The organism is Marinobacter mangrovi, from assembly GCF_016798325.1.
GTDB classification, from domain to species: Bacteria; Pseudomonadota; Gammaproteobacteria; order Pseudomonadales; family Oleiphilaceae; genus Marinobacter_A; species Marinobacter_A mangrovi.
The window spans coordinates 17,724-43,261 of sequence record NZ_JAERVO010000009.1 but is presented as its reverse complement, the minus strand read 5'-3'; the positions used below and the strand labels follow the sequence as shown (position 1 = coordinate 43,261).

The 25,538-nt window shown below is 57.1% G+C and carries 34 protein-coding genes; 1 reads left to right on the top strand and 33 read right to left on the bottom strand.

Features of this window, described 5'->3' with window-relative positions; all coding sequences use genetic code 11:
- The first annotated feature begins 65 nt into the window (after positions 1–65).
- Complete coding sequence (gene uvrA / locus JL474_RS20645; protein ID WP_123634121.1) at positions 66–2,933, top strand: excinuclease ABC subunit UvrA; 2,868 nt, start codon at positions 66–68, stop codon at positions 2,931–2,933.
- 99 nt (positions 2,934–3,032) lie between these two features.
- On the opposite strand, the gene rplQ is transcribed toward uvrA, so the two are convergent.
- The 33 genes from rplQ to rpoC all read right to left on the bottom strand — a co-directional run bounded on the left by rplQ (position 3,033) and on the right by rpoC (position 25,538).
- Positions 3,033–3,428 (bottom strand): 50S ribosomal protein L17, encoded by a 396-nt coding sequence (rplQ, locus tag JL474_RS20640; RefSeq protein ID WP_123634120.1) that lies wholly within the window; start codon positions 3,426–3,428, stop codon positions 3,033–3,035.
- Positions 3,429–3,465: 37 nt separating this feature from the next.
- Complete coding sequence (locus tag JL474_RS20635; RefSeq protein ID WP_203143804.1) at positions 3,466–4,470, bottom strand: DNA-directed RNA polymerase subunit alpha; 1,005 nt, start codon at positions 4,468–4,470, stop codon at positions 3,466–3,468.
- A 36-nt stretch (positions 4,471–4,506) separates the two neighbouring features.
- Positions 4,507–5,127 carry a 30S ribosomal protein S4 gene (gene rpsD / locus JL474_RS20630; RefSeq protein WP_123634118.1) on the bottom strand — a complete coding sequence of 207 codons (621 nt, stop codon included), beginning with the start codon at positions 5,125–5,127 and terminating at the stop codon, positions 4,507–4,509.
- An 18-nt stretch (positions 5,128–5,145) separates the two neighbouring features.
- On the bottom strand, positions 5,146–5,535 hold the full coding sequence (gene rpsK, locus JL474_RS20625) for a 30S ribosomal protein S11 (RefSeq protein WP_007153992.1): 390 nt from the start codon (positions 5,533–5,535) through the stop codon (positions 5,146–5,148).
- Between the two features lie 13 nt (positions 5,536–5,548).
- The gene (gene rpsM, locus JL474_RS20620) at positions 5,549–5,905 is read right to left on the bottom strand and encodes a 30S ribosomal protein S13 (protein WP_123634117.1); all 357 of its coding nucleotides are present in this window, start codon (positions 5,903–5,905) and stop codon (positions 5,549–5,551) included.
- 139 nt (positions 5,906–6,044) lie between these two features.
- Positions 6,045–6,158, bottom strand: a complete 114-nt coding sequence (gene rpmJ, locus JL474_RS20615; protein WP_004580765.1) for a 50S ribosomal protein L36 — start codon at positions 6,156–6,158, stop codon at positions 6,045–6,047.
- Between the two features lie 36 nt (positions 6,159–6,194).
- Entirely contained in the window at positions 6,195–7,514 is a 1,320-nt protein-coding gene (gene secY / locus JL474_RS20610) for a preprotein translocase subunit SecY (protein WP_123634116.1), read from the bottom strand.
- A 17-nt stretch (positions 7,515–7,531) separates the two neighbouring features.
- Positions 7,532–7,966 carry a 50S ribosomal protein L15 gene (gene rplO / locus JL474_RS20605; RefSeq protein ID WP_123634115.1) on the bottom strand — a complete coding sequence of 145 codons (435 nt, stop codon included), beginning with the start codon at positions 7,964–7,966 and terminating at the stop codon, positions 7,532–7,534.
- Position 7,967: 1 nt separating this feature from the next.
- Positions 7,968–8,153, bottom strand: coding sequence for a 50S ribosomal protein L30 (gene rpmD, locus JL474_RS20600; protein WP_123634114.1), 186 nt, complete (start codon positions 8,151–8,153; stop codon positions 7,968–7,970).
- Positions 8,154–8,157: 4 nt separating this feature from the next.
- Positions 8,158–8,658 (bottom strand): 30S ribosomal protein S5, encoded by a 501-nt coding sequence (rpsE, locus tag JL474_RS20595; RefSeq protein ID WP_123634113.1) that lies wholly within the window; start codon positions 8,656–8,658, stop codon positions 8,158–8,160.
- Between the two features lie 12 nt (positions 8,659–8,670).
- The gene (gene rplR, locus JL474_RS20590) at positions 8,671–9,018 is read right to left on the bottom strand and encodes a 50S ribosomal protein L18 (protein WP_123634112.1); all 348 of its coding nucleotides are present in this window, start codon (positions 9,016–9,018) and stop codon (positions 8,671–8,673) included.
- 9 nt (positions 9,019–9,027) lie between these two features.
- Positions 9,028–9,561: a 50S ribosomal protein L6 gene (gene rplF / locus JL474_RS20585; protein WP_123634111.1), complete on the bottom strand. Its 534-nt coding sequence runs from the start codon at positions 9,559–9,561 to the stop codon at positions 9,028–9,030.
- Positions 9,562–9,570: 9 nt separating this feature from the next.
- Entirely contained in the window at positions 9,571–9,963 is a 393-nt protein-coding gene (gene rpsH, locus JL474_RS20580; RefSeq protein ID WP_123634110.1) for a 30S ribosomal protein S8, read from the bottom strand.
- Between the two features lie 78 nt (positions 9,964–10,041).
- Positions 10,042–10,347, bottom strand: coding sequence for a 30S ribosomal protein S14 (rpsN, locus tag JL474_RS20575; protein WP_123634109.1), 306 nt, complete (start codon positions 10,345–10,347; stop codon positions 10,042–10,044).
- Positions 10,348–10,359: 12 nt separating this feature from the next.
- Entirely contained in the window at positions 10,360–10,890 is a 531-nt protein-coding gene (rplE, locus tag JL474_RS20570; RefSeq protein WP_263316980.1) for a 50S ribosomal protein L5, read from the bottom strand.
- A gap of 24 nt (positions 10,891–10,914) precedes the next feature.
- On the bottom strand, positions 10,915–11,235 hold the full coding sequence (gene rplX, locus JL474_RS20565) for a 50S ribosomal protein L24 (RefSeq protein ID WP_203143802.1): 321 nt from the start codon (positions 11,233–11,235) through the stop codon (positions 10,915–10,917).
- Between the two features lie 16 nt (positions 11,236–11,251).
- Positions 11,252–11,620 (bottom strand): 50S ribosomal protein L14, encoded by a 369-nt coding sequence (gene rplN / locus JL474_RS20560; RefSeq protein WP_123634106.1) that lies wholly within the window; start codon positions 11,618–11,620, stop codon positions 11,252–11,254.
- Between the two features lie 58 nt (positions 11,621–11,678).
- Positions 11,679–11,945 (bottom strand): 30S ribosomal protein S17, encoded by a 267-nt coding sequence (gene rpsQ / locus JL474_RS20555; RefSeq protein ID WP_123634105.1) that lies wholly within the window; start codon positions 11,943–11,945, stop codon positions 11,679–11,681.
- A gap of 1 nt (position 11,946) precedes the next feature.
- Positions 11,947–12,138: a 50S ribosomal protein L29 gene (gene rpmC / locus JL474_RS20550; protein ID WP_123634224.1), complete on the bottom strand. Its 192-nt coding sequence runs from the start codon at positions 12,136–12,138 to the stop codon at positions 11,947–11,949.
- Positions 12,138–12,551, bottom strand: coding sequence for a 50S ribosomal protein L16 (gene rplP / locus JL474_RS20545; protein ID WP_092025516.1), 414 nt, complete (start codon positions 12,549–12,551; stop codon positions 12,138–12,140). Before rplP ends, rpmC begins: the two co-directional genes overlap by 1 nt.
- 12 nt (positions 12,552–12,563) lie before the next feature.
- Complete coding sequence (rpsC, locus tag JL474_RS20540; RefSeq protein WP_123634104.1) at positions 12,564–13,247, bottom strand: 30S ribosomal protein S3; 684 nt, start codon at positions 13,245–13,247, stop codon at positions 12,564–12,566.
- 11 nt (positions 13,248–13,258) lie between these two features.
- Positions 13,259–13,591 (bottom strand): 50S ribosomal protein L22, encoded by a 333-nt coding sequence (gene rplV, locus JL474_RS20535; RefSeq protein WP_123634103.1) that lies wholly within the window; start codon positions 13,589–13,591, stop codon positions 13,259–13,261.
- A gap of 16 nt (positions 13,592–13,607) precedes the next feature.
- The gene (gene rpsS, locus JL474_RS20530) at positions 13,608–13,883 is read right to left on the bottom strand and encodes a 30S ribosomal protein S19 (RefSeq protein WP_123634102.1); all 276 of its coding nucleotides are present in this window, start codon (positions 13,881–13,883) and stop codon (positions 13,608–13,610) included.
- Between the two features lie 23 nt (positions 13,884–13,906).
- Positions 13,907–14,734 carry a 50S ribosomal protein L2 gene (gene rplB / locus JL474_RS20525; RefSeq protein ID WP_123634101.1) on the bottom strand — a complete coding sequence of 276 codons (828 nt, stop codon included), beginning with the start codon at positions 14,732–14,734 and terminating at the stop codon, positions 13,907–13,909.
- A 17-nt stretch (positions 14,735–14,751) separates the two neighbouring features.
- Positions 14,752–15,045, bottom strand: a complete 294-nt coding sequence (rplW, locus tag JL474_RS20520; RefSeq protein WP_111498311.1) for a 50S ribosomal protein L23 — start codon at positions 15,043–15,045, stop codon at positions 14,752–14,754.
- Positions 15,042–15,647, bottom strand: a complete 606-nt coding sequence (rplD, locus tag JL474_RS20515) for a 50S ribosomal protein L4 (protein ID WP_123634100.1) — start codon at positions 15,645–15,647, stop codon at positions 15,042–15,044. Before rplD ends, rplW begins: the two co-directional genes overlap by 4 nt.
- Positions 15,648–15,658: 11 nt before the next feature.
- Positions 15,659–16,297, bottom strand: a complete 639-nt coding sequence (rplC, locus tag JL474_RS20510) for a 50S ribosomal protein L3 (RefSeq protein WP_123634099.1) — start codon at positions 16,295–16,297, stop codon at positions 15,659–15,661.
- A 76-nt stretch (positions 16,298–16,373) separates the two neighbouring features.
- The gene (rpsJ, locus tag JL474_RS20505) at positions 16,374–16,685 is read right to left on the bottom strand and encodes a 30S ribosomal protein S10 (protein WP_004580743.1); all 312 of its coding nucleotides are present in this window, start codon (positions 16,683–16,685) and stop codon (positions 16,374–16,376) included.
- Positions 16,686–16,873: 188 nt separating this feature from the next.
- Positions 16,874–18,070: an elongation factor Tu gene (gene tuf, locus JL474_RS20500; RefSeq protein ID WP_203143800.1), complete on the bottom strand. Its 1,197-nt coding sequence runs from the start codon at positions 18,068–18,070 to the stop codon at positions 16,874–16,876.
- Between the two features lie 34 nt (positions 18,071–18,104).
- Positions 18,105–20,210 (bottom strand): elongation factor G, encoded by a 2,106-nt coding sequence (gene fusA / locus JL474_RS20495; RefSeq protein ID WP_123634098.1) that lies wholly within the window; start codon positions 20,208–20,210, stop codon positions 18,105–18,107.
- A gap of 18 nt (positions 20,211–20,228) precedes the next feature.
- Entirely contained in the window at positions 20,229–20,699 is a 471-nt protein-coding gene (gene rpsG, locus JL474_RS20490; protein WP_111498316.1) for a 30S ribosomal protein S7, read from the bottom strand.
- 110 nt (positions 20,700–20,809) lie between these two features.
- Positions 20,810–21,184, bottom strand: coding sequence for a 30S ribosomal protein S12 (gene rpsL, locus JL474_RS20485; RefSeq protein WP_123634097.1), 375 nt, complete (start codon positions 21,182–21,184; stop codon positions 20,810–20,812).
- 139 nt (positions 21,185–21,323) lie between these two features.
- On the bottom strand, positions 21,324–25,538 hold the full coding sequence (rpoC, locus tag JL474_RS20480) for a DNA-directed RNA polymerase subunit beta' (protein WP_123634096.1): 4,215 nt from the start codon (positions 25,536–25,538) through the stop codon (positions 21,324–21,326).

Genomic DNA, 25,538 nt, shown 5'->3' with positions numbered 1-25,538 from the left:
TTGACGCGGTATACTGGTGAATTTCCGGGCGACAAGCCGTACCCATTTCCTGTCCGAGGAGTGTCATGGATTCCATCCAGATCAGAGGCGCACGCACCCACAACCTGAAAAATTTCGATCTCGATATCCCCCGGGACAAGCTGATCGTGATCACCGGGCTGTCGGGCTCCGGCAAATCCTCACTGGCGTTCGACACGCTCTATGCCGAAGGCCAGCGCCGTTACGTGGAGTCCCTGTCGACCTACGCCCGTCAATTTCTGTCGATGATGGAAAAGCCGGACGTCGACCATATCGAAGGCCTGTCACCAGCCATCTCGATCGAGCAGAAGTCGACCTCCCACAACCCGCGCTCCACCGTCGGTACCATCACCGAGATCTACGACTACCTGCGTCTGCTGTTCGCGCGAGCCGGCGAGCCTCGCTGCCCCGATCATGGCCAGCCACTGGAAGCGCAAACCGTCAGCCAGATGGTGGACCAGGTCCTCGCTATGGAGGAAGGCAGCCGACTGATGATCCTGGCGCCGGTGATCCGGGACCGCAAAGGTGAGCACCTGCAGGTATTCGACAACGTCCGCGCCCAGGGCTTTATCCGGGCCCGGGTGGATGGACGCGTCTACGACATTGACGACCTCCCCGATCTCGACAAAAAGCGCAAGCACACCATCGAAGTCGTGGTGGACCGCTTCAAGGTGAAGCCCGGTCTGGAGCAACGCCTGGCAGAAAGCTTTGAAACGGCCCTGGAGCTGGCCAGTGGTATTGCCCTGGTTGCGCCCATGGACAGCGAGGGTGAGGATCAAACGTTCTCTGCCCTCTATGCCTGCACCCAATGCGGCTACTCTCTCAGCGAACTGGAGCCGCGACTGTTCTCCTTCAACAATCCAGCCGGCGCCTGCCCAACCTGCGATGGCCTGGGCGTCAAACAGTTTTTCGATCCGGACAAGATCGTCCAGCACCCGGAGGCCACCCTCGCCGAAGGCGCCATCCGCGGCTGGGACCGCCGGGCCGTCTACTACTTCCAGCTGTTGAACAGCGTGGCCGAGCACTACGGCGTGGATATGGACACGGCGTTCGTCGACCTGCCGGAGGACTTCCGCAATGTCGTGCTGCATGGCTCCGGCAAGGAAGAGATCACCTTCAAGTACGTCAACTCCCGGGGCCACATCATGGAAAAGGCCCACCCGTTCGAAGGGGTGTTGCCCAACCTGGAGCGTCGATACCGGGAGACGGAATCCCAGAGCATGCGCGAAGAGCTGGCCAAACACCTGAGCCAGCAACCGTGCAAGGACTGTGGCGGATCACGCCTGCGCCGTAGCGCCCGTCATGTGTTCATCGACGAGCACAACCTGCCGGACATTACCTATCTGCCGGTGGGCCAGGCGTACAACTATTTCGAAAACCTGGCGCTACCGGGACGCCGCGGCGAGATTGCCGAAAAAATCATGAAAGAGATTCGCCAGCGCCTGCAGTTCCTGGTGAATGTCGGCCTGGAATACCTCACCCTGGAACGCAGCGCCGACACCCTGTCCGGTGGGGAGGCCCAACGCATCCGGCTGGCCAGCCAGATTGGTGCCGGCCTGGTGGGCGTCATGTACATTCTCGATGAGCCCTCGATTGGCCTGCATCAGCGGGACAACGACCGTCTGCTGGCCACCCTGACCCACCTGCGGGATCTCGGTAATACGGTTATCGTGGTCGAACACGACGAAGACGCCATCCGGGCCGCCGATCACGTGATCGATATCGGCCCCGGTGCCGGGGTGCATGGTGGCGAGATCATCGCCGAAGGCACGCCGGACGACATTATCGCGAGTCAGGCGTCGCTGACTGGGCAGTACCTGAGCGGAACGCGTGAGATTGCCGTACCGCAAACTCGGGAAAAGGGATCCGGCCAGTCGTTGCGCCTTCTGGGTGCCACCGGCAATAACCTCAAGTCCGCTAACCTGACCCTTCCTCTGGGCGTGATGACCTGCATCACCGGGGTTTCAGGCTCGGGCAAGTCGACCCTGATCAACGGCACGCTCTACCCGGTCGCGGCCAGCCGGCTCAACAAGGCCACCACGCTGTCCCACGGCCCCTACGAGAAACTGGAAGGGCTCGACCAGCTGGACAAGGTTATCGACATCGACCAGAGCCCGATCGGCCGCACGCCACGATCCAACCCGGCCACGTACACCGGCCTGTTCACGCCCATCCGGGAACTCTTCGCCGGCACCCAGGAAGCCCGCTCCCGGGGCTACAAACCGGGCCGTTTCTCCTTCAACGTGAAAGGAGGACGCTGCGAGGCGTGCCAGGGCGATGGGGTGATCAAAGTGGAGATGCACTTCCTGCCGGACATCTACGTGCCCTGCGATATCTGTAAGGGTAAGCGTTACAACCGGGAGACACTGGAGGTCCAGTACAAGGGCAAGAACATTCACGAAGTCCTGGAGATGACCGTCGAGGAAGCGCGGGACTTTTTCGATGCGGTCCCGTTCCTGGCGCGCAAGCTGCAAACCCTGATCGACGTAGGTCTCGCCTACGTTCGCCTGGGCCAGTCTGCCGTCACCCTGTCCGGCGGTGAAGCCCAGCGGGTCAAGCTCGCGCGGGAACTGTCCAAGCGCGATACCGGCAAAACGCTGTATATCCTGGACGAGCCTACTACCGGCCTCCACTTCTATGACATCCAGCAGCTGCTGAACGTCCTGCAGCGCCTGCGGGGCCACGGCAACACCATCGTGGTCATCGAACACAACCTGGATGTCATCAAGACGGCGGACTGGATCGTCGATCTGGGTCCCGAAGGCGGCATTGGGGGTGGTGAGATCATTGCCGAAGGCACGCCGGAGGAGGTCGCAGACAATCCGCGCTCCCACACCGGCCGCTACCTCAAACCCATGCTGAAGAAGCCAAGCCCCCAGGGAACGACCAAACGCGAACCGGCTGAAACCGACTGAGGAAATCCAACCGGAGTGGAGCCTCGACAGAGGCTTTTCTCCGGGCATAAAAAAACCGGAGCCTTGGCTCCGGTTTTTTTTTGGGCAAAACAATCGACCTTAGTCGTCGTCGCCCATCTCTTCTGCTTCGACGTCCAGCGGACGACCAACCAGCTCAACGAAAGCCATAGGCGCGTTATCGCCCGCACGGAAACCGCACTTCAGAATGCGCAGGTATCCACCCGGGCGCTCGCTGTAACGCGGACCCAGTTCATTGAACAGTTTGGCAACAGCTGCATCGTCACGCAGGCGTGAGAACGCCAGACGACGGTTTGCAACTGAATCGTTTTTTGACAGTGTGATCAACGGCTCTGCCACGCGGCGAAGTTCTTTCGCCTTGGGCAGAGTGGTTTTGATCAACTCATGCTCAACCAGCGACGCGGTCATGTTACGGAACATGGCCTTGCGATGCGCGCTGGTCCTGCTGAACTTACGACCACTCTTACGATGACGCATTGCTCTGATTCCTTACCTTAAACTACCAATACGGCGATCAACCGCCCAGGACCCGGTCATCGCCACGAAGGCTAGCCGGCGGCCAGTTGTCCAGTCGCATACCCAGGGACAGGCCGCGAGAGGCCAGTACGTCCTTGATTTCGGTGAGCGACTTTTTACCCAGGTTAGGCGTCTTCAGCAGCTCCACTTCGGTGCGCTGAATAAGATCGCCGATGTAGTAAATGTTTTCAGCTTTCAGGCAGTTCGCTGAACGCACAGTCAACTCCAGATCATCGACCGGACGCAGGAGGATCGGATCAACTTCTTCCTCTTCCTCAACACGCTCAGGCTCTTTCTCATGATCGAAGTCGACGAAGACAGCCAACTGTTGCTGGAGAATGGTCGCGGCACGACGGATCGCCTCTTCAGGGTCGATCGTACCGTTGGTCTCCAGATCAATAACCAGCTTGTCCAGGTCAGTGCGCTGCTCGACACGCGCGTTCTCTACGGCGTAGGAAACGCGACGCACGGGGCTGTAAGTAGCGTCCAGCTGAAGGCGCCCGATCGCACGGGTCTCGTCATCTTCAAGACCGCGCTGATCAGCGGCTTCATAACCACGACCACGTGCCACTTTCAGGCGCATGTTCAGTTCACCCTTTTCACTCAGGTGACAGATCACGTGCTCCGGGTTGGCAATCTCGATATCGTGATCCAGCTGAATATCAGCTGCGGTTACAACACCAGGGCCCTTCTTGCTGACTGACAGCTCAGCTTCGTCGCGGCTACCCATCTTGACGGCAACGCCTTTGAGATTCAGCAGAATCTCGATAACGTCTTCCTGGACACCCTCAATTGCGCTGTACTCATGCAGCACACCGTCGATCTGCGCCTCAGTGATGGCGCAGCCCGGCATGGACGACAAGAGGATGCGGCGCAGTGCACTGCCCAGGGTGTGGCCGAAACCGCGCTCAAGCGGCTCCAGCGTGACCTTGGCGTGCGTCTTGCCCAATTCTTTTACGTCGATGGTACGAGGTGTCAATAACTCATGTACTGAACGCTGCATAGACGCCCCTATCTGCTCTCGTTGCTAACTCAGGCCTTACTTGGAGTAAAGCTCGACGATGAGGTTCTCGTTGATGTCGGCCGGCAGTTCAGTCCGCTCAGGCACTGAACTGTAAACGCCTGACATCTTGTTGGCGTCGACCTCTACCCAGCTCACAGGGGCGCGATTGCCCGCGAGATCCAGAGCGCCTTTAACACGCAGCTGGTTTTTAGCTTTCTCGCGAACGCTGACCACGTCACCCGGCTTGACCTGATAGGACGGAATGTTCACGACGCTATCATTCACCAGAATGGCCTTGTGCGACACAAGCTGACGGGCTTCAGCACGGGTCGAACCAAAACCCATGCGGTATACGACATTGTCCAGACGACCTTCCAGAAGCTGAAGCAGGTTCTCACCTGTTGCACCCTTGATGCGGGCGGCTTCCTTGTAGTAGTTCCGGAACTGTTTTTCCAGGACGCCGTAGATACGACGAACCTTTTGCTTTTCGCGGAGCTGCACGCCGTACTCGGACAGACGACCGCGGCGCGCACCGTGCATACCCGGAGGCGTTTCGATGTTGCACTTGGAATCCAGTGCGCGGACGCCGCTCTTCAGGAAAAGATCTGTCCCTTCACGACGAGACAGCTTACATTTTGGACCTATGTAACGTGCCATACTTCACTGTCTCCTGTCTTACACGCGGCGCTTTTTGGGCGGACGGCAGCCGTTATGCGGAATCGGCGTGACATCAGTGATGTTGGTAATCTTGTACCCGCAAGCATTCAGCGCGCGTACAGCGGATTCACGTCCGGGCCCAGGACCCTTAACCTCTACATCCAGGTTTTTAAGGCCGTATTCAGCAGCCGCATTACCGGCTCTTTCAGCTGCTACCTGCGCAGCAAAAGGTGTGCTCTTGCGTGAACCACGGAAACCAGAACCACCGGAGGTGGCCCAGGACAAAACATTGCCCTGACGGTCAGAGATGGTCACGATAGTGTTGTTGAAGGACGCGTGGATGTGCGCGACGCCATCAACAACCGTCTTTTTCACCTTTTTACGGGTACGTGTACCTGGCTTTGCCATGTTTGCCTACCTATTACTTACGAATCGGTTTGCGAGGACCTTTGCGGGTGCGAGCGTTGGTCTTCGTGCGCTGGCCACGGACCGGAAGGCCGTGACGATGACGCAGACCACGGAAGCAGCCCAGATCCTTCAAACGCTTGATGTTCATCTGAACTTCACGACGCAGATCACCTTCGACGCTCAGTTTGCCCACTTCGGTACGAAGTGATTCAACTTCATCGTCGCTCAGGTCTTTGACCTTGGCGTCCGGCTTGACGCCGGCTGCATCGCAAAGCTTCTGAGCTGTTGTCTTACCGACTCCAAAGATGTAAGTCAGTGAGATAACAGCATGTTTGTTGTCGGGTATATTGACACCGGCTATACGTGCCATCCAAATTACTCCGCGTTCAAAGCTTTGCTGTGTGAATTTTCCGCCACAAAAAGGGCGCGAAATGATAGCGCTTGATCAGAGAAAGATCAAGCACCACCATTTCGCCCCCTCGCGATTCAGATTGATATCGGGTTCGATATCAGCCTTGACGCTGCTTGTGACGAGGCTCCGTGCAAATGACTCGGACCGAGCCATTGCGACGAATGACTTTGCAGTTACGGCAAATTTTCTTTACCGAAGCGCGTACTTTCATTGTCGACTCCAGTGTTACCGGGGGGCCTGACCGAAATCAGCCCCGACCATAGCCCTTGAGATTGGACTTTTTCATCAGCGACTCATACTGATGGGACATCAGATGAGACTGAACCTGTGCCATGAAATCCATCACGACCACAACCACGATCAGCAGCGACGTTCCCCCCAGGTAGAACGGAACGTTACCGGCCACCATCAGGAACTGCGGGAACAGGGACACTGCCGTAATGTACAGCGCACCGAACAGGGTCAAACGGGTCAACACACCATCGATGTACTTCGCCGTCTGCTCACCCGGACGAATACCCGGGATGAAAGCGCCGGAGCGCTTCAGGTTGTCCGCTACTTCACGCGGGTTATACATCAACGCCGTGTAGAAGAAGCAGAAGAACATGACCGCTGCTGCGAACAGGATGATATAGAGCGGCTGACTCGGCGCCAGGGCCTGAGAAATGCTGCTCAACCACTCCATGCCTTCACCCTGACCAAACCACTGCCCCAGAGAGGCCGGGAACAGCAGAATGGAGGACGCGAAGATCGGCGGAATAACACCCGCCATGTTGACCTTCAGCGGCAAATGGCTGGATTGCTGGGCAAACACCCGGCGTCCCTGTTGGCGCTTGGCATAGTTGATCGTCAACCGGCGCTGGCCGCGCTCCATGAACACCACGAAGCCAATGACCGCAACCGCGAGGATCGCAATACCCAGAACCACCAGCAGACTCATTTCACCACTGCGCGCCTGTTCCAGGGTCTGGCCGATCGCCCCGGGGAGACCCGCGACGATACCGGAGAAGATCAGCAGGGAAATACCGTTGCCGATACCCCGCTCAGTGATCTGCTCACCCAGCCACATCATGAAAACGGCACCACACACGAACGACACAACCGCCACGAAGTGGAAGCTGAAGCTGTCATTGAACGTGACTCCCTGAGAAGCCAGTCCGACAGAAATACCAAGGCCCTGAACCAGGGCCAGAAGTACCGTGCCGTAGCGCGTGTACTGACTGATCTTGCGGCGTCCGGCTTCACCCTCTTTCTTCAACTGCTCGAGTTGAGGGCTCACAGCCGTCATCAGCTGCATGATGATCGAGGCTGAGATGTAAGGCATGATGCCCAGCGCGAAGATACTCATCCGCTCAAGGGCACCGCCGGAGAACATGTTGAACAGACCCAGGATCGTGCCCTGGTTCTGTTCGAACAGTGCTGCCAAGCGATCAGGATTAATACCCGGTACCGGAATGTGGGCACCGATGCGGTACACCAGTAGCGCCAGGAATACGAACCAGAGCCGCGAACGCAGCTCCGCCAGTCCCTTCCCGGCTCCCGCCGGCATTGATGCTGTCTTGGCCATTATGTCCCCGACTCGCCTTATTCTTCGATTTTACCGCCTGCAGCCGTGATGGCTTCACGCGCGCCTTTGGTGACCTTGAGACCCTTGACGGTGACCGGACGGGTCAGCTCGCCAGAGAGGATCACCTTCGCTACACGGATTTCCTCACGGATAATGTCCGCCTTTTTCAGCGCATCCAGGTCTGCGACATCGCCTTCAACCTTGGCCAGCTCATTCAGGCGGATCTCCGCCTCATAACGCTGCTGACGCGAGGTGAAACCGAACTTCGGCAGACGACGGGCCAACGGCTGCTGACCACCCTCGAAACCAGGCGCTACGCTGCCGCCGGAGCGGGACTTCAGACCCTTGTGACCGCGGCCGCCGGTTTTACCGAGGCCGCTACCGATACCGCGACCGACACGCTTGCCGTCCGGGCGAGAACCGGCTTCAGGACTAAGCTCGTTCAAACGCATCTTAGTTCTCCTCAACCCGTACCAGGTAATTAATACGGTTCACCATGCCGCGCGTGGACGCAGTGTCCTCAACCTCGACAGTGTGACCGATCTTACGCAGACCCAGGCCCTTGACGCACTCTTTGTGCTTGGGCTGACAGCCGATCGGGCTGCGGGTCAGAGTGACTTTCATTGTCTTGTTCGCCATGACTTCAACCCAGAATATCTTCCACGGTCTTGCCGCGCTTGGCTGCAACGTCTTCAGGCGACTTCATGGCCTGGAGACCCTTGATAGTGGAACGGACCACGTTGACCGGATTGGTCGAGCCGTAACACTTGGACAGGACGTTCTGAACACCTGCCACTTCCAGTACCGCACGCATCGCACCACCGGCGATGATACCGGTACCTTCTGAAGCCGGCTGCATGTACACCTTGGAACCACCGTGGGCCGCTTGGACCGGGTACTGCAGGGTGTTGCCCTTCAGCGGTACATCAACCATGTTCTTACGTGCTGCTTCCATAGCTTTCTGGATAGCGACCGGCACTTCACGCGCCTTGCCACGACCGAAGCCAACACGACCTTTACCATCACCCACCACAGTCAGCGCAGTGAAGGCGAAAATACGACCGCCCTTCACAACCTTCGCGACGCGGTTGACCTGAACCAGCTTTTCCTGGAGCTCAGGCGCTTTCTGTTCGTTCACGCTCATCTTCTCCACCTCTTAGAATTGCAGGCCAGCTTCACGTGCCGCATCGGCCAAAGCCTGGATGCGACCATGATAGCGATAGCCGGAACGGTCGAATGCAACCTGCTCAATACCGGCTGCCTTGGCACGCTCTGCAATGAGCTTGCCGACTTGCTTGGCAGCGTCAACGTTGCCGGTCGCACCCTGGCGCAATTCTTTGTCCAGTGTGGAGGCAGATGCCAGAACCTTACTACCATCAGCAGTCGTGACCTGGGCATACATGTGCCGCGGCGTACGATGTACGCAGAGACGGTTGGCGCCCAGTTCACGGATCTTCATACGCACTTTACGTGCGCGACGCAATCTTTCGTTATTCGCGCTCATAGTCCCGCCTTATTTCTTCTTGGCCTCTTTACGTCTGACCAGCTCATCCGCATAACGCACACCCTTACCTTTATAAGGCTCGGGCGGACGGTAGGCGCGGATTTCCGCTGCGACCTGACCAACCTGTTGCTTATCGATACCCCGAATCACGACTTCCGTATTCGACGGTGTTTCAGCCGTGATACCTTCGGGCAGCTCGTACTCAACCGGGTGAGAGAAACCCAGAGTCAGATTGAGCTTTTTCCCTTGTGCCTGGGCACGATAACCCACGCCCACCAGCTGCAGCTTGCGCTCAAAGCCGGTGCTGACGCCAGTCACCATGTTGTTAACCAGTGCACGGGTAGTACCGGCAAGGGCACGAGACTGTTTTGCGCCATCACGCGCAGCGAAACGCAGGACGTTTTCTTCCTGCTTCACTTCTACCGCGTCATGAATGGTGAATTGAAGCGCTCCCTTGGAGCCCTTCACGTTGATATCCTGTCCGCTCAGCTTAACCTCAACACCGGAAGGCAGCACGACAGGATTATTGGCAACCCTGGACATGTGTAACTCCTAAAATACGGTGCAGATGACTTCGCCACCAACGCCGGCTTGACGCGCGGCGCGATCGGTCATAACGCCCTTGGACGTTGACACGATGGCGATTCCCAGACCACCGGCTACCTTCGGCAGTTCCCCAGCGCCTTTGTACTGGCGCAGACTCGGACGGCTGACTCGCTTGATAGACTCGATAACCGGCTTGCCCTCGAAATAACGGAGGGTCACAGTCAGTTCCGGCTTGGCGTCAGCTGTAACGGAGAAGTCCTCGACATAGCCTTCGTCCTTCAGGACCTGGGCTACGGAGACCTTCATTTTTGATGACGGCATCGTCACATCAGCTTTGGATGCCATCTGAGCATTGCGGATGCGAGTAATCATATCCGCAAGCGTGTCTTGCATACTCATTGGTATGAGGCTCCTGATCTTTTCAGTTGTGCAGCGGCTTGCCGCACCGCTTACCAACAGGCACCGAAGTGCCTACCTTTACCAGCTCGACTTGGTCAGGCCCGGTACGTCACCACGCATGCCGGCTTCACGCAACTTGATGCGAGAAAGCTGGAATTTGCGCAGAACGCCGTGCGGACGACCAGTGACCTGGCAACGGTTACGAAGACGTGCCGGGCTGGCATTACGCGGGAGCTTCTGCAGTTTGATCTGCGCATCCCAACGTTCTTCGTCGCTGGTATTCGGGTTCTTGATAATCGCCTTGAGCTCAGCGCGCTTGACTGCGTATTTCTCGACAGTCTTCTGGCGCTTCAGCTCGCGATTCTTCATCGATACCTTAGCCATTACGCTCGTTCCTTATTTCTTGAACGGAAAGCCGAAAGCTTTCAGCAGTTCACGGCCTTCTTCGTCGCTACCCGCACTGGTGGTGATGGTGATATCCAGCCCGCGAATCTTGTCGACCTTGTCGTACTCGATTTCCGGGAAGATGATCTGCTCACGCACACCCATGCTGTAGTTGCCGCGACCGTCAAAAGACTTCGGATTCAGGCCACGGAAGTCACGCACACGGGGAATCGCGATGTGAACCAGGCGATCGAAGAAGTCCCACATACGCTCACCGCGCAGCGTGACTTTACAACCGATCGGCCAACCTTCACGAATCTTGAAGCCCGCGACGGATTTACGCGCCTTGGTGACTACCGGCTTCTGACCAGACAGCTGCTCGAGATCTGCAAGCGCATTCTCGATCAGCTTCTTGTCGCCAACCGCTTCACCGACACCCATGTTCAGGGTGATTTTCTCAATACGCGGCACCTGCATCGGGTTCTTGTATTCGAACGCCTGTTGCAGCGCGGGTACCACGTCCTGTTTGTACATCTCTTTCATGTTAAGCATCGTAACCACCACCGCTTACTGGTTATCGACAGCTTCTTTCGTGGACTTGAAAATCCGCATTTTGCTGCCGTCTTCCTTGCTCTGGAAGCCGACGCGATCGGCTTTGCCGGTCTGCGGATTAAAAATAGCCACGTTGGAAGCCTGGATAGGTGCTTCTTTCTCGACGATGCCACCCGGCGTGCCGAGCATCGGGTTGGGCTTGGTGTGCTTCTTGATCATGTTGATCCCGGAAACAATCACCTTTCCGTCGGCCTGGACCTTCAGGACCTTGCCGCGCTTACCCTTATCTTTTCCCGTGGTGACGATGACTTCGTCATCTCGTTTGATCTTCTTCATAACCGGCCTCTAGTCCTTACAGTACTTCGGGTGCCAGTGAAATAATCTTCATGAACTTTTCGCTACGCAGCTCACGGGTCACCGGCCCAAAGATCCGGGTGCCGATCGGCGCGTCCTGGTTGTTCAGAAGTACAGCCGCGTTACCGTCGAAGCGAATCAACGAACCGTCCGGGCGACGAACGCCCTTGGCGGTACGCACCACGACAGCCTTGAGGACCTGGCCTTTGCGCACTTTCCCGCGGGGGATGGCTTCCTTAACGGTCACCTTGATGATATCTCCCACGCTGGCGTAACGCCGGTGTGAACCGCCCAGGACCTTGATGCACATCACCTGACGGGCACCACTGTTGTCCGCGACCTCAAGCATTGTTTGAGTCTGAATCATGGTTGTTCTCCAGCAGAAACCACTTTGCCGTTACGACAAGACTCACCGTCCGGGCGAGTTACACCTTCGAAGCGCGTTCGACGACATCAACCAGAGCCCAGCTCTTGGTCTTGGAGATCGGACGAGTTTCCTCGATCCGAACGGTGTCGCCGATGTTGCACTGGTTACTTTCGTCGTGAGCGTGAATCTTGGTTGAGCGCTTGATGTACTTACCGTACAGCGGGTGTTTCACCTGGCGCTCCACCAGAACCACGATGGACTTGTCCATCTTGTTGCTCACGACCTTGCCGCTCAGGGTTCTGGCAGTATTAGTAGCTTCAGTCATGTCACTGTCCTGCCTTTTCATTCAATACTGTTTTCACGCGAGCAACGTCGCGCTTAACCTTGCTGAGGAGGTGAGACTGATTCAGCTGACCTGTCGCTTTGCGCATGCGCAGGTTGAACTGCTCCTTAAGGAGGTCGATCAGCTCTTTGTTCAGCTCCTCGACTGATTTTTCGCGCAGCTCTGTTGCTTTCATCACATCACCGTCCTCGTAACGAAGGTTGTCGAAACAGGCAGTTTGGCGGCAGCGAGAGTGAACGCTTCACGCGCCACTTCTTCAGCAACACCTTCCATTTCATACAGCATTTTGCCCGGCTGGATTTCAGCAACCCAGTACTCGACAGAACCCTTACCTTTACCCATCCGTACTTCCAGCGGCTTACCGGTGATCGGCTTGTCCGGGAAAACCCGGATCCAGATCTTACCGCCCCGCTTGATACGACGGGTCATTGTCCGACGTGCCGCTTCGATCTGGCGCGCAGTTATACGGCCACGGCTAGTCGCTTTCAATCCGTACTCACCGAAGCTCACCTTGTTACCGCGCTGAGCGAGACCGGTGTTACGGCCTTTCATTACCTTGCGAAATTTCGTACGTTTTGGCTGCAGCATACGAGTGCCCCTTTACTTAGAACCTTTCTTGCGAGAGGCATCCTTCTCAGCACGGACTTGTTCCATGCCGCCAAGAATCTCGCCCTTGAAGATCCATACCTTGACGCCGATGATGCCGTAGGTGGTCTGCGCTTCGTAGGTTGCGTAGTCGATGTCTGCACGCAGTGTGTGCAGAGGCACCCGACCTTCGCGATACCATTCGGAACGCGCGATTTCCGCGCCACCCAGACGGCCGCCGACCTGGATCTTGATACCTTTTGCGCCCTGGCGCATGGCATTCTGAACCGCGCGCTTCATGGCGCGACGGAACATCACACGACGCTCCAGCTGGCCAGCCACGTTCTGGGCAACCAGTTTGGCATCCAGATCCGGCTTACGGACCTCTTCGATGTTGATGTGCACAGGCACACCCATCATGCCGCTGACTTCGCGACGCAGACGGTCAACATCTTCACCCTTCTTACCGATAACAATACCGGGACGGGCAGTATGGATCGTGATACGGGCGTTCTGAGCAGGGCGCTCGATCACAATCTTGCTTACAGACGCCTTCACCAGACGCTTTTGCAGGAATTCACGCACCTGAATGTCGTTCAGGAGGTTTTTCGCGTATTCCCCTTTTTCGGCATACCAGACTGAGTTGTGCTCTTTAATCACACCCAGCCGAATACCGGTTGGATTTACTTTATGACCCATCTGAGCATCTCCTACTTGTCGGCGACCTTGACGGTGATATGACAGGTGCGCTTGAAAATACGATCAGCGCGCCCCTTAGCTCGAGCCTTGATTCGCTTGAGCGTCGGGCCTTCGTCCACCATGATGGTGGCTACCCGCAACTCGTCAACGTCCAGACCTTCGTTATGCTCAGCGTTGGCAATGGCAGATTCCAAGGCTTTCTTGATCACTACCGCCGCCTTTTTCGGGCTGAAAGTCAGAATATTCAGGGCTTCCTCTACTGCCTTGCCGCGGACCTGATCTGCGACAAGACGCGCTTTCTGAGCAGAGAGGCGAGCGCCTTTGTACTTAGCCGCTACTTCCATTTCTCTATACCCTCAATCAGCGTTTAGCTTTCTTGTCGGCAGCATGACCGCGGTAAGTACGCGTAGCAGCGAACTCACCCAGCTTGTGACCCACCATGTCTTCAGAGACATGGACCGGCACGTGTTGCTTGCCGTTATGGATTGCAATGGTCAGGCCTACCATCTCCGGGAAAACCGTCGACCGGCGCGACCAGGTCTTGATCGGTCGCTTGTCGTTGGATTCCAGAGCTGCCTCAACCTTCTTCAACAGATGCAGGTCAATAAAAGGACCTTTCTTCAAAGAACGTGGCACAGCAAATACCTCTATGTAGTCGTTTACTTGGCTGAACGACGACGTACTATCATTCGGTCAGTACGCTTGTTCTTACGAGTCTTATGCCCTTTGGTCGGAACACCCCACGGAGTAACCGGGTGACGCCCGCCAGAGGTACGCCCTTCACCACCACCATGCGGGTGGTCAACTGGGTTCATAGCAACACCACGTACTGTTGGGCGTTTGCCGCGCCAACGTGATGCACCCGCTTTACCAAGCTGCTTGAGGGTGTGCTCGCTGTTGGACACTTCGCCCAACGTTGCACGACACTCAACAAGCACCTTACGCATTTCACCTGAACGAAGACGCAGCGTTGCATACGCGCCTTCACGAGCAACCAGCTGTACGGATGCGCCCGCACTGCGAGCCAGCTGAGCACCCTTTCCAGGCTTGAGTTCGACGCAGTGGATGACGGAACCGACCGGAATATTCCGGAGCGGCAGCGTGCTACCCACCTTGATTGGCGCGTCGATGCCAGAGCGCACTTCCTGCCCTACTACGACACCCTTGGGAGCGATAATGTAGCGACGCTCGCCATCGGCGTACTTGAGCAGCGCAATGTGCGCAGATCGGTTCGGATCGTATTCCAGACGTTCTACAACGGCCGGGATACCATCTTTGGTCCGCTTAAAGTCGATCAGACGGTAATGACGCTTGTGGCCACCACCGACATGACGCGTGGTGATCCGACCGAAATGGTTACGACCACCGGTGCGGCTCAGAGATTCAACCAACGGCTCGAAAGGCTTGCCTTTGTGCAGGTCAGGGTTGTAAGTCTTTACAACGTGACGGCGGCCGGGCGATGTTGGCTTGGTTTTGACGATCGGCATTTTACGACCCCTTTACCTTATTCCACATCCACAAAGTCGATTTCCTGACCTTCCGCAAGACGAACGTAAGCTTTGCGAAGATCATCGCGCTTACCGAAGCCACGTACCGTGCGCTTCAACTTACCCTTGCGGTTCAGGATCTGAACACCTTCGACTTTGACGTTGAACAGTTGCTCAACAGCGCGTTTAACCTCCGGCTTGGTAGCGTCAGCCGCGACTCGAAATACAACCTGGTTGTTTTCGGCGACCAAGGAGGCCTTCTCGGAAACATGCGGTCCCAGCAGGACCTTATAAATACGTTCCTGATTCATCCCAGCATCTCCTCAATCTTCTTCAGAGCCGGCACGGTAACCACAACGTTCTCGTGAGCAACCAGGCTCACCGGATCCAGACCGGCAACGTCACGCACATCAACGTGCGGAATATTGCGCGAAGCCAGGTGCAGGTTCTGCTCGACGGTATCTGCCAGAATCAGCGCATTGGACACACCCAGATCCTTGAGCTTTGCGCTGAAAGCCTTGGTCTTGGGCGAGTCAACAACCACGTCGTCAACCACGACCAGACGCTCCTGACGCACCAGCTCAGAGAAAATAGAGCGCAGTGCCGCACGGTACATCTTGCGGTTCACTTTCTGGGAGTGATCTTGCGGCTTGGCAGCAAACGTCACACCACCGCTACGCCAGATCGGGCTACGAATCGTACCCGCACGGGCGCGACCGGTACCCTTCTGGCGCCATGGCTTCTTACCACCGCCACTCACTTCAGAGCGGGTCTTCTGGGCACGAGTGCCCTGGCGACCGCCGGCCATATAAGCCGTCACGACCTGATGGACCAGCGACTCGTTGAAATCTTTCGCGAATGCGGCGTCAGATACGGAAACGCCTTCGCTGCTACCAGTAATTTTCAGTTCCATCGCATCGCTCCTCAGGCTTTAACTGCAGGCTTGATGACAACGTCGCCGCCAGTAGCGCCGGGAACGGCACCTTTGACGAGCAGCAGGTTGCGCTCAGCATCGACGCGGACCACTTCCAGGTTCTGAACGGTGACCCGCTCATTGCCCATCTGGCCAGCCATCTTCTTGCCTTTGAAAACTTTACCCGGAGTCTGGTTCTGACCAATTGAACCAGGCGCCCGATGCGACAGGGAGTTACCGTGAGTGGCGTCCTGCATGGAGAAATTCCAGCGCTTGACGGTACCGGCAAAGCCCTTACCCTTGGAGGTCGCCGTTGCATCAACGAACTGACCCGCTTCAAAGGTAGTAGCTACGATTTCGCCGCCGGCCTGAAGGTCTTCACCTTCGCCATCTGCCAGACGAAATTCCCATACGCCACGACCAGCTTCTACGCCCGCCTTGGCGAAATGTCCGGACTCACTCTTGGTTACACGGGAAGCGCGACGCTTACCAACAGTCACCTGGACTGCACGGTAGCCATCTGACTCGAGTGTCTTGAGTTGGGTGATACGGTTGGCTTCAACCTCAATCACCGTTACGGGCACTGCGCGCCCGTCATCCGTAAAAATACGGGTCATACCGGCCTTACGACCGACAACACCAATTGCCATGTTTCACCTCTTAAAGTGTACGGGGCTCTCACCCTCTATGGCCTTACGACAGTTACACAAACCAACGCGTTGCGCGTTAGCCGAGGCTGATCTGAACGTCTACACCGGCAGCCAGATCAAGCTTCATCAATGCATCTACTGTCTTTTCCGTCGGCTCAACAATGTCGAGCAGACGCTTATGCGTACGAATTTCATACTGATCGCGCGCGTCTTTGTTGACGTGCGGAGAGATCAATACCGTGTACTTTTCCTTGCGCGTCGGCAGAGGAATCGGACCACGCACCTGAGCGCCGGTCCGCTTCGCGGTATCGACGATCTCCTGCGTGGACTGGTCGATCAGGCGATAATCAAACGCCTTCAACCGAATTCTGATCTTTTGGCTTTGCATGTTGCACCAAACTCCACTCGTAGCAGCTACTGTTAGCCGACCTTAAAAAAAGGAGCCGCATTGTATGCAGAACGCACAACCCTGTCAAGCAGGCGTGCGACATCATCTCCCTCTACAGTCGGATAATTACCTATCTTCATAGAAAAAGGGGCTGCACAAAGCAGCCCCTTTTCCCGAAGACCGATCGATTACTCGATGATCTTGGCTACAACACCCGCGCCAACGGTACGGCCACCTTCGCGAATCGCGAAGCGCAGACCTTCTTCCATGGCGATCGGGGCAATCAGAGTGGCAACCAGCTTGACGTTGTCACCCGGCATAACCATCTCGACACCTTCCGGCAGCTCACACGCACCCGTTACGTCGGTGGTACGGAAGTAGAACTGCGGACGGTAGCCCTTGAAGAACGGCGTATGACGACCACCTTCTTCTTTGCTCAGCACGTAAACTTCGGACTCGAACTTGGTGTGCGGGGTAATGGAACCCGGCACCGCCAGGACCTGACCACGCTCAACGTCGTCACGCTTGGTACCACGCAGCAGAACACCCACGTTCTCACCCGCGCGACCTTCGTCCAGCAGCTTACGGAACATCTCAACACCGGTACAGGTGGTCTTGGTGGTGTCGCGGATACCCACGATTTCCACTTCGTCACCCACCTTGATGATGCCACGCTCAACACGACCGGTCACAACGGTACCACGACCGGAGATGGAGAAGACGTCCTCGATCGGCATCAGGAACGGCTGATCGATCGCACGCTCCGGCTCAGGGATGTACTCGGCCAGGGCTTCAACCAGCTTCTTGACAGCGGTTGTACCCATTTCGTTGTCATCCTTGCCTTCCAGCGCCATCAGCGCAGAACCGGTGATGATCGGCGTGTCGTCGCCCGGGAAGTCGTACTGGCTCAGCAGGTCACGCACTTCCATCTCAACCAGTTCCAGCAGCTCTTCGTCATCGACCATGTCCGCTTTGTTCAGGAACACAACGATGAACGGAACGCCGACCTGACGGGACAGCAGGATGTGCTCACGCGTCTGCGGCATCGGGCCGTCAGCTGCGGAGCAAACCAGGATCGCGCCGTCCATCTGTGCCGCACCCGTGATCATGTTCTTCACGTAGTCGGCGTGGCCCGGGCAGTCAACGTGCGCGTAGTGACGCGTCGGGGAATCGTACTCAACGTGAGACGTCGCGATGGTGATACCACGCGCCTTCTCTTCCGGTGCGTTATCGATCTGGTCGAAAGCACTTGCAGTACCCGTACCCCAAACCTCGTGACACACACGAGTCAGGGCGGCTGTCAGCGTGGTTTTACCATGGTCAACGTGGCCAATCGTGCCCACGTTCACGTGCGGTTTATTACGCTCAAATTTTTCTTTAGACACGGTTACACCTCTTCCTGTTTCTTAGATCCGGGTATCAACCCTTTTTAATGATCGCTTCGGCAATGTTCGAAGGAGCTTCTGAGTAACCAGCGAACTCCATCGCGTAGGACGCACGACCTTGCGTTGCAGAACGCAGATCGGTGGCGTAACCGAACATCTCCGACAACGGAACCTCGGCACGGATGATTTTGCCCGCAGGGCTATCTTCCATACCCTGAACGAGACCACGACGACGGTTCAGGTCACCTACTACGTCACCCATGTAGTCTTCCGGGGTAACGACTTCGACCTTCATCATCGGCTCGAGGAGCGCCGGACTCGCCTGCTCGGCGGCTTTCTTCAGCGCCATGGAGCCAGCGATCTTGAACGCCATCTCGTTCGAGTCAACATCGTGATAGGAACCATCGTGCAGCGTCGCCTTGATACCCAGCAGCGGGTAGCCCGCCAGGATACCGTTCTGCATCTGCTCTTCGATGCCCTGGGAAACCGCCGGGATGTATTCCTTGGGAACCACACCACCCACGATTTCATTCACGAAGATGAAGTTTTCAGCATCTTCGTCATCCAGCGGAATCGGCTCGAACTTCACGTGAACGTGACCGTACTGACCACGACCACCGGACTGACGAACGAACTTGCCTTCGACATCAACCGCTTTACGGATGCACTCACGATAAGCCACCTGAGGCTTACCGATGTTCGCTTCCACCTTGAACTCGCGACGCATACGGTCAACGATGATATCCAGGTGAAGCTCACCCATACCGGAGATGATGGTCTGGCCGGACTCTTCATCGGTGCGGACACGGAAAGACGGATCTTCCTGCGCCAGCTTGCCGAGAGCCACGCCCATTTTCTCCTGGTCAGCCTTGGATTTCGGCTCAACCGCAACGGAGATAACCGGCTCCGGGAATTCCATGCGCTCAAGAACGATCTTGGCGCTTTCGTCACACAGAGTATCACCGGTGGTGACGCTCTTCAGACCGATAGCCGCTGCGATGTCACCCGCCAGAACCTCTTTGATTTCCTGACGCTCTTTGGAGTGCATCTGGACCATACGGCCGACACGCTCTTTCTTGAGCTTGACCGAGTTGTAGACGGACTGACCGGACTCCAGCTTACCGGAGTACACGCGGAAGAAGGTCAGCGTGCCCACGAACGGGTCGGTGGCGATCTTGAACGCCAGAGCCGCGAACGGAGCATTGTCATCAACCGGACGGGTTTCTTCAGTGCCTTCATCATCGACTTCGCCACGGATCGCCTTGACTTCGTCAGGCGCCGGCAGGAATTCGATAACGGAGTCCAGAACCGCCTGGACACCCTTGTTCTTGAAGGCAGAGCCACAAGTTGCGACAACGATTTCGTTAGCGATGGTACGCAGACGCAGGCCTTTCTTGATGTCCTCGATCGACAGCTCGCCTTCCTCGAGGTACTTCTCCATCAGCTCTTCGTTGGCTTCGGCAGCGGCCTCAACCATCTGCTCGCGGTACATCGCCACTTCGTCCGCCATATCTTCCGGCACGTCGCGCTGGTCGTAGGTCGCGCCAGCGTCATCTTCGTTCCAGTAGATGGCCTTGTTACGGATCAGGTCGATAACACCTGCAAAGTCTTCCTCAGCGCCGATCGGCAGCTGAATCGGCACCGGCGTGGCGCCCAGACGGCTCTTGATCTGATCAACGACGCGCAGGAAGTTAGCACCGGCACGGTCCATCTTGTTCACGAAGACCATGCGCGGCACTTCGTATTTGTTGGCCTGGCGCCATACCGTTTCGGACTGGGGCTCAACACCGGAAGAACCACAGAAAACAACAACGGCACCATCCAGAACCCGCAGGGAACGCTCTACCTCGATGGTAAAGTCAACGTGTCCCGGGGTATCGATGATGTTGATACGGTGCTCATCGTACTGCTGGTCCATGCCACTCCAGAAACAGGTGGTGGCAGCAGAGGTGATGGTAATACCACGCTCCTGCTCCTGCTCCATCCAGTCCATGGTCGCCGCACCGTCGTGTACCTCACCAATCTTGTGAGAGATACCCGTATAGAACAGAACGCGCTCGGTGGTCGTGGTTTTGCCCGCATCAACGTGCGCACAAATCCCGATATTGCGATAGCGCTTAATTGGGGTCTTGCGTGCCACAGTAAAAACCTCGGCTTATCAGAAACGGAAGTGAGAGAAAGCCTTGTTGGCTTCGGCCATGCGATGAACGTCTTCGCGCTTCTTGACTGCCGCACCCTTGCTGTCGGCAGCATCCAGAATTTCGCCGGCCAGACGCTGGGCCATGGACTTTTCACCACGCTTGCGTGAGAACTCAACCAACCAGCGCATAGCCAGTGCGTTCTGACGAGAAGGACGCACTTCAACCGGCACCTGGTAGGTCGCACCACCAACACGACGGGACTTAACCTCAACCATCGGCTGGATGTTCTCCAGAGCCTTTTCGAACATCTCGATCGGCTCTTCTTTGGACTTGTCAGCCACGATATCGAGCGCGCCGTAAACAATGCGCTCGGCTACGGCTTTCTTGCCGCTTTCCATAACGTGGTTGATGAATTTGGCCAGACGCTGGCTGCCAAATTTAGGATCCGGGATGATTTCCCGTTTTGCTGCAACTCTTCTTCTAGGCATCGATAAGCCCTCTGTAAAAAAGGTCTTCAGGAACCCCTGAGATAGTCATTCGACTACTCAGCCTTACTCTTATCGTCGTTTGGCAACGATAAAAGACCCGCTTAGGGAAATTAGGACTTGGGTCGTTTAGTACCGTACTTGGAACGGCCCTGCTTACGGTTCTGAACACCCTGGGTATCCAAAGTACCGCGAACAGTGTGATAGCGAACACCCGGCAAGTCTTTTACTCGACCGCCGCGGATCAGCACAACACTGTGCTCCTGCAGGTTGTGGCCTTCACCACCAATGTAGGAAGACACCTCGTAACCGTTGGTCAGACGAACACGGCACACTTTACGCAGTGCTGAGTTCGGCTTCTTCGGCGTGGTGGTGTATACACGAGTACATACACCCCGACGTTGCGGACAGCTCTGAAGCGCCGGGACGTCGCTTTTCGCCATCTTGCGTTTACGAGGCTTACGTACCAACTGATTAATCGTTGCCATGTAAGCAAACTCCAAAATACTGGATCATTGATATCGCCCCGAGGGGCAAAATTAAGGGACGCAAGTTTAAGCCTGCGTCCCTGGTCAGTCAAGAAGACTGCTTCCTTTTTGACCAACCGCCGGTCCGTAGTTTCCGGGACTAGCGGTTAAGCTCCGCACTCAGCGCTTCGACCACGTCTTCAGCCGTTACACCCTGGCTGTCGACGGTGTCGCGCTTGCGACGGCGTTCATTGTGGTAAGCCAGACCGGTACCTGCCGGAATCAGGCGGCCCACAACAACGTTCTCTTTCAGGCCACGCAGGTAATCCCGCTTGCCGGTGACGGCGCCTTCGGTCAATACGCGCGTCGTTTCCTGGAACGATGCGGCAGAGATGAAGGAGTCGGTCGCCAGCGAGGCCTTGGTGATACCCAGCAGCAAACGCTCGAACTTGGCCGGTTCTTTGTCTTCGGCGTCCATCTTCTCGTTTGCTTCCACCACCAGGTGATACTCGACGTTATCACCGGAGATGAAGCCGGTATCGCCCGGATCCGTGATCTCGACCTTACGCAGCATCTGGCGAACAATCACCTCGATGTGTTTGTCGTTGATCACAACACCCTGCAGACGGTAAACGTCCTGGATCTCGTTGGTGATGTACTTGGCCAGTTCCACCACACCCAGCAGGCGAAGGATATCGTGCGGGTTGGACGGACCATCCGCGATGACCTCACCCTTCTCAACGGTTTCACCTTCAAACACGTTGAGCTGGCGATACTTCGGAATCAGCACTTCATACGGATCACCGTCTTTCGGCGTGATCACCAGACGCTTCTTGCCTTTGGTTTCTTTACCGAAGGACACGGTGCCGGAAATTTCCGCCAGGATAGACGGCTCTTTCGGACGACGCGCCTCAAACAGGTCGGCAACCCGCGGCAGACCACCGGTGATGTCCCGGGTCTTCGAGCTTTCCTGCGGGATACGGGCGACCACGTCACCGATTTCGACCTTGCCACCGTTGCTCAACGTCACCAGAGCATTGGCCGGCAGGAAATACTGCGCCGGACTGCCGCCGGGCAACTCGATTTCCTCGCCCTTGTCGTCAACGACCTGGACCATCGGACGGATATCTTTACCCGCGGCAGGACGCTCTTTCGGGTCGATCACCTGAACGGTGGACAGACCGGTCATTTCATCCGTCTGCGTGCGAACGGTGATGCCCTGGTCCATACCCACGAACTTGGCGGTACCATTGCCTTCCGCGATGATCGGGTGCGTATGCGGATCCCACTTGGCCACAACGGCGCCGGCTTCGACCACATCACCCTGCTTCACGGACAACATCGCACCGTAAGGCAGCTTGTACCACTCACGCTCACGACCCTGCTCGTCGGCAATCGCCAGAGCGGAGGAGCGGGACACAACCACCAGCGTACCGTCGGCTTTCTCGATGGACTTCAGGTTGTGCAGGCGGACCGTGCCACCGTGCTTGACCTGGATGTTGTCCACCGCAGACGCCCGACTGGCCGCACCACCGATGTGGAACGTCCGCATGGTGAGCTGGGTACCCGGCTCACCGATGGACTGGGCCGCGATAACACCGACGGCCTCACCCACGTTGACCTGATGACCACGGGCCAGATCGCGGCCGTAACACATCGAGCACACGCCGTGCTTGGTGTCACAGGTGATGGCTGAACGCACCCAGATTTCATCGACACCGGCCTTCTCGACCATCTCGATGGTTTTCTCGTCCAGCAGCGTACCTTCCGGAACCACCGCGTTTTCCTTGTCGGTCGGCGTGAACACGTCACGCGCCGTCACACGCCCCAGGACACGATCGCCCAGCGGTACAACCACGTCGCCACCTTCGATGTGCGGCGTCATCAGCAGACCTTCATCGGTACCGCAATCGTTCTCGGTCACGACCAGGTCCTGAGACACGTCGACCAGACGACGGGTCAGGTAACCGGAGTTCGCGGTCTTCAGAGCCGTATCCGCCAGACCCTTACGAGCACCGTGGGTCGAGATGAAGTACTGCAGTACGTTCAGACCTTCACGGAAGTTCGCGGTGATCGGCGTCTCGATGATGGAGCCATCCGGCTTGGCCATCAGGCCCCGCATACCGGCCAACTGGCGGATCTGGGCGGCGGAACCCCGCGCACCGGAGTCTGCCATCATATAGACCGAGTTAAAGGATTCCTGATACTCCGGCTCACCGTCTTCGCCCATGACCTGCTTGCCTTCGGCGTCGAACACCTCCTCTTTGGAGAGGCGCTCCATCATCGCCTTGGACACCTTGTCGTTGGCACGGGACCAGATATCGATGACCTTGTTGTACTTCTCGCCCTGCGTCAGCAGACCGGAGGCGTACTGGGATTCAATCTCCAGAACCTCGTCTTCGGCCGCACTGATCATCTCGTACTTTTCGGGCGGAATTTCAAAGTCGTTTACACCAATCGAGGTGCCGGACACCGTCGCGTAATGGAAACCGGTGTACATCAGCTGATCGGCGAAGATGACAGACTCCTTCAGACCCACGGTGCGGTAGCACACGTTGATCAGGTTGGAGATCGCCTTCTTGACCATCGGCTTGTTGACGATTTCAAACGGCATGCCGTCCGGCACGATGTCAAACAGCAGCGCACGACCGACCGTGGTATCAACGATGTTGTAGCTCTCGTTCAGCTCACCACTCTCTTCGTCGCGGACCACTTCCTTGACCCGAACCTTGATCTTGGCTTGCAGGTCGACCTTGCCGGCACCGTAAGCACGATGTACTTCTTTGGTATCGGCAAACGTGCGGCCTTCGCCCAGAGCGGTCTTACGCTCCCGGGTCATGTAATAAAGACCCAGTACAACGTCCTGCGACGGCACGATGATCGGCTCGCCGTTGGCCGGCGACAGCACGTTGTTGGTGGACATCATCAGCGCACGGGCTTCGAGCTGGGCTTCCAGGGTCAGCGGTACGTGGACCGCCATCTGGTCACCGTCGAAGTCGGCGTTGTAGGCCGCACACACCAGCGGGTGCAGCTGGATGGCCTTACCTTCGATCAGGACCGGCTCGAACGCCTGGATACCCAGACGGTGCAGGGTCGGTGCCCGGTTCAGCAGGATCGGATGCTCGCGAATCACCTCGTCCAGGATGTCCCAGACGACCGCTTCTTCGCGCTCGACCATCTTCTTGGCGGCCTTGATGGTGGTCGCCAGTCCACGGTGCTCGAGCTTCGCAAAGATAAACGGCTTGAACAGTTCCAGGCCCATCTTTTTCGGCAGACCGCACTGATGCAGACGCAGGTACGGACCAACCACGATGACGGAACGACCGGAGTAGTCGACCCGCTTACCCAGCAGGTTCTGACGGAAACGGCCCTGCTTACCCTTGATCATGTCAGCCAGGGACTTCAGCGGGCGCTTGTTGGTGCCGGTAATGGCACGGCCGCGACGGCCGTTGTCCAGCAGCGCATCCACCGCTTCTTGCAGCATCCGCTTCTCGTTACGCACGATGATGTCCGGTGCGTTGAGCTCCAGCAGGCGCTTGAGACGGTTGTTCCGGTTGATGACGCGACGATACAGATCGTTCAGATCGGAGGTTGCGAAACGGCCACCATCCAGCGGCACCAGCGGACGCAGGTCCGGCGGCAGGACCGGCAGAACGGTCATGATCATGTCGCCCGGACGGTTGCCGGAATACAGGAACGCTTCGAGCAGCTTCAGGCGCTTGCTCAGCTTCTTGATCTTGGTTTCGGAATTGGTCTGCGGAATTTCTTCTCGCAGCTGATCCACTTCCGCCTGCAGGTCGATGTCTTCCAACAGGGCCTTAACCGCTTCGGCACCCATGCGGGCGTCGAATTCGTCGCCGAACTCTTCCAGGGCTTCGTAGTACTGCTCGTCGTTCAGCAGTTGACCGCGCTCCAGCGTGGTCATGCCCGGATCGATCACGATAAAGGACTCAAAATACAGTACGCGCTCGATGTCGCGCAGCGTCATATCCATCATCAGGCCGATGCGGGACGGCAGCGACTTGAGGAACCAGATATGGGCGACCGGGCTGGCCAGCTCGATGTGGCCCATGCGCTCACGGCGCACGTTGGCCAGTGCGACTTCAACACCGCACTTCTCACAGATAACGCCGCGGTGCTTCAGGCGCTTGTATTTACCGCACAGACACTCGTAATCCTTGATCGGACCGAAGATCTTGGCGCAGAAAAGACCGTCACGCTCAGGCTTGAACGTACGGTAGTTGATGGTCTCCGGCTTCTTGACCTCGCCGAAGGACCACGAGCGAATCATGTCAGGCGACGCCAGACCAATGCGGATGGCGTCAAATTCCTGCTTCTGGTTCTGGCTCTTGAGAAGATTCAGCAAATCTTTCAT

Excerpts from the sequence above, each read along its gene's own strand:
- uvrA (WP_123634121.1), top strand. The coding sequence starts at position 66 with ATGGATTCCATCCAGATCAGAGGCGCACGCACCCACAACCTGAAAAAT.
- rplQ (WP_123634120.1), bottom strand. The coding sequence starts at position 3,428 with ATGCGTCATCGTAAGAGTGGTCGTAAGTTCAGCAGGACCAGCGCGCAT.
- JL474_RS20635 (WP_203143804.1), bottom strand. The coding sequence starts at position 4,470 with ATGCAGCGTTCAGTACATGAGTTATTGACACCTCGTACCATCGACGTA.
- rpsD (WP_123634118.1), bottom strand. The coding sequence starts at position 5,127 with ATGGCACGTTACATAGGTCCAAAATGTAAGCTGTCTCGTCGTGAAGGG.
- rpsK (WP_007153992.1), bottom strand. The coding sequence starts at position 5,535 with ATGGCAAAGCCAGGTACACGTACCCGTAAAAAGGTGAAAAAGACGGTT.
- rpsM (WP_123634117.1), bottom strand. The coding sequence starts at position 5,905 with ATGGCACGTATAGCCGGTGTCAATATACCCGACAACAAACATGCTGTT.
- rpmJ (WP_004580765.1), bottom strand. The coding sequence starts at position 6,158 with ATGAAAGTACGCGCTTCGGTAAAGAAAATTTGCCGTAACTGCAAAGTC.
- secY (WP_123634116.1), bottom strand. The coding sequence starts at position 7,514 with ATGGCCAAGACAGCATCAATGCCGGCGGGAGCCGGGAAGGGACTGGCG.
- rplO (WP_123634115.1), bottom strand. The coding sequence starts at position 7,966 with ATGCGTTTGAACGAGCTTAGTCCTGAAGCCGGTTCTCGCCCGGACGGC.
- rpmD (WP_123634114.1), bottom strand. The coding sequence starts at position 8,153 with ATGGCGAACAAGACAATGAAAGTCACTCTGACCCGCAGCCCGATCGGC.
- rpsE (WP_123634113.1), bottom strand. The coding sequence starts at position 8,658 with ATGAGCGTGAACGAACAGAAAGCGCCTGAGCTCCAGGAAAAGCTGGTT.
- rplR (WP_123634112.1), bottom strand. The coding sequence starts at position 9,018 with ATGAGCGCGAATAACGAAAGATTGCGTCGCGCACGTAAAGTGCGTATG.
- rplF (WP_123634111.1), bottom strand. The coding sequence starts at position 9,561 with ATGTCCAGGGTTGCCAATAATCCTGTCGTGCTGCCTTCCGGTGTTGAG.
- rpsH (WP_123634110.1), bottom strand. The coding sequence starts at position 9,963 with ATGAGTATGCAAGACACGCTTGCGGATATGATTACTCGCATCCGCAAT.
- rpsN (WP_123634109.1), bottom strand. The coding sequence starts at position 10,347 with ATGGCTAAGGTATCGATGAAGAATCGCGAGCTGAAGCGCCAGAAGACT.
- rplE (WP_263316980.1), bottom strand. The coding sequence starts at position 10,890 with ATGAAAGAGATGTACAAACAGGACGTGGTACCCGCGCTGCAACAGGCG.
- rplX (WP_203143802.1), bottom strand. The coding sequence starts at position 11,235 with ATGAAGAAGATCAAACGAGATGACGAAGTCATCGTCACCACGGGAAAA.
- rplN (WP_123634106.1), bottom strand. The coding sequence starts at position 11,620 with ATGATTCAGACTCAAACAATGCTTGAGGTCGCGGACAACAGTGGTGCC.
- rpsQ (WP_123634105.1), bottom strand. The coding sequence starts at position 11,945 with ATGACTGAAGCTACTAATACTGCCAGAACCCTGAGCGGCAAGGTCGTG.
- rpmC (WP_123634224.1), bottom strand. The coding sequence starts at position 12,138 with ATGAAAGCAACAGAGCTGCGCGAAAAATCAGTCGAGGAGCTGAACAAA.
- rplP (WP_092025516.1), bottom strand. The coding sequence starts at position 12,551 with ATGCTGCAGCCAAAACGTACGAAATTTCGCAAGGTAATGAAAGGCCGT.
- rpsC (WP_123634104.1), bottom strand. The coding sequence starts at position 13,247 with ATGGGTCATAAAGTAAATCCAACCGGTATTCGGCTGGGTGTGATTAAA.
- rplV (WP_123634103.1), bottom strand. The coding sequence starts at position 13,591 with ATGGAAGTAGCGGCTAAGTACAAAGGCGCTCGCCTCTCTGCTCAGAAA.
- rplB (WP_123634101.1), bottom strand. The coding sequence starts at position 14,734 with ATGCCGATCGTCAAAACCAAGCCAACATCGCCCGGCCGCCGTCACGTT.
- rplW (WP_111498311.1), bottom strand. The coding sequence starts at position 15,045 with ATGAATCAGGAACGTATTTATAAGGTCCTGCTGGGACCGCATGTTTCC.
- rplD (WP_123634100.1), bottom strand. The coding sequence starts at position 15,647 with ATGGAACTGAAAATTACTGGTAGCAGCGAAGGCGTTTCCGTATCTGAC.
- rplC (WP_123634099.1), bottom strand. The coding sequence starts at position 16,297 with ATGGCAATTGGTGTTGTCGGTCGTAAGGCCGGTATGACCCGTATTTTT.
- rpsJ (WP_004580743.1), bottom strand. The coding sequence starts at position 16,685 with ATGCAAAGCCAAAAGATCAGAATTCGGTTGAAGGCGTTTGATTATCGC.
- rpsG (WP_111498316.1), bottom strand. The coding sequence starts at position 20,699 with ATGCCTAGAAGAAGAGTTGCAGCAAAACGGGAAATCATCCCGGATCCT.
- rpsL (WP_123634097.1), bottom strand. The coding sequence starts at position 21,184 with ATGGCAACGATTAATCAGTTGGTACGTAAGCCTCGTAAACGCAAGATG.
- rpoC (WP_123634096.1), bottom strand. The coding sequence starts at position 25,538 with ATGAAAGATTTGCTGAATCTTCTCAAGAGCCAGAACCAGAAGCAGGAA.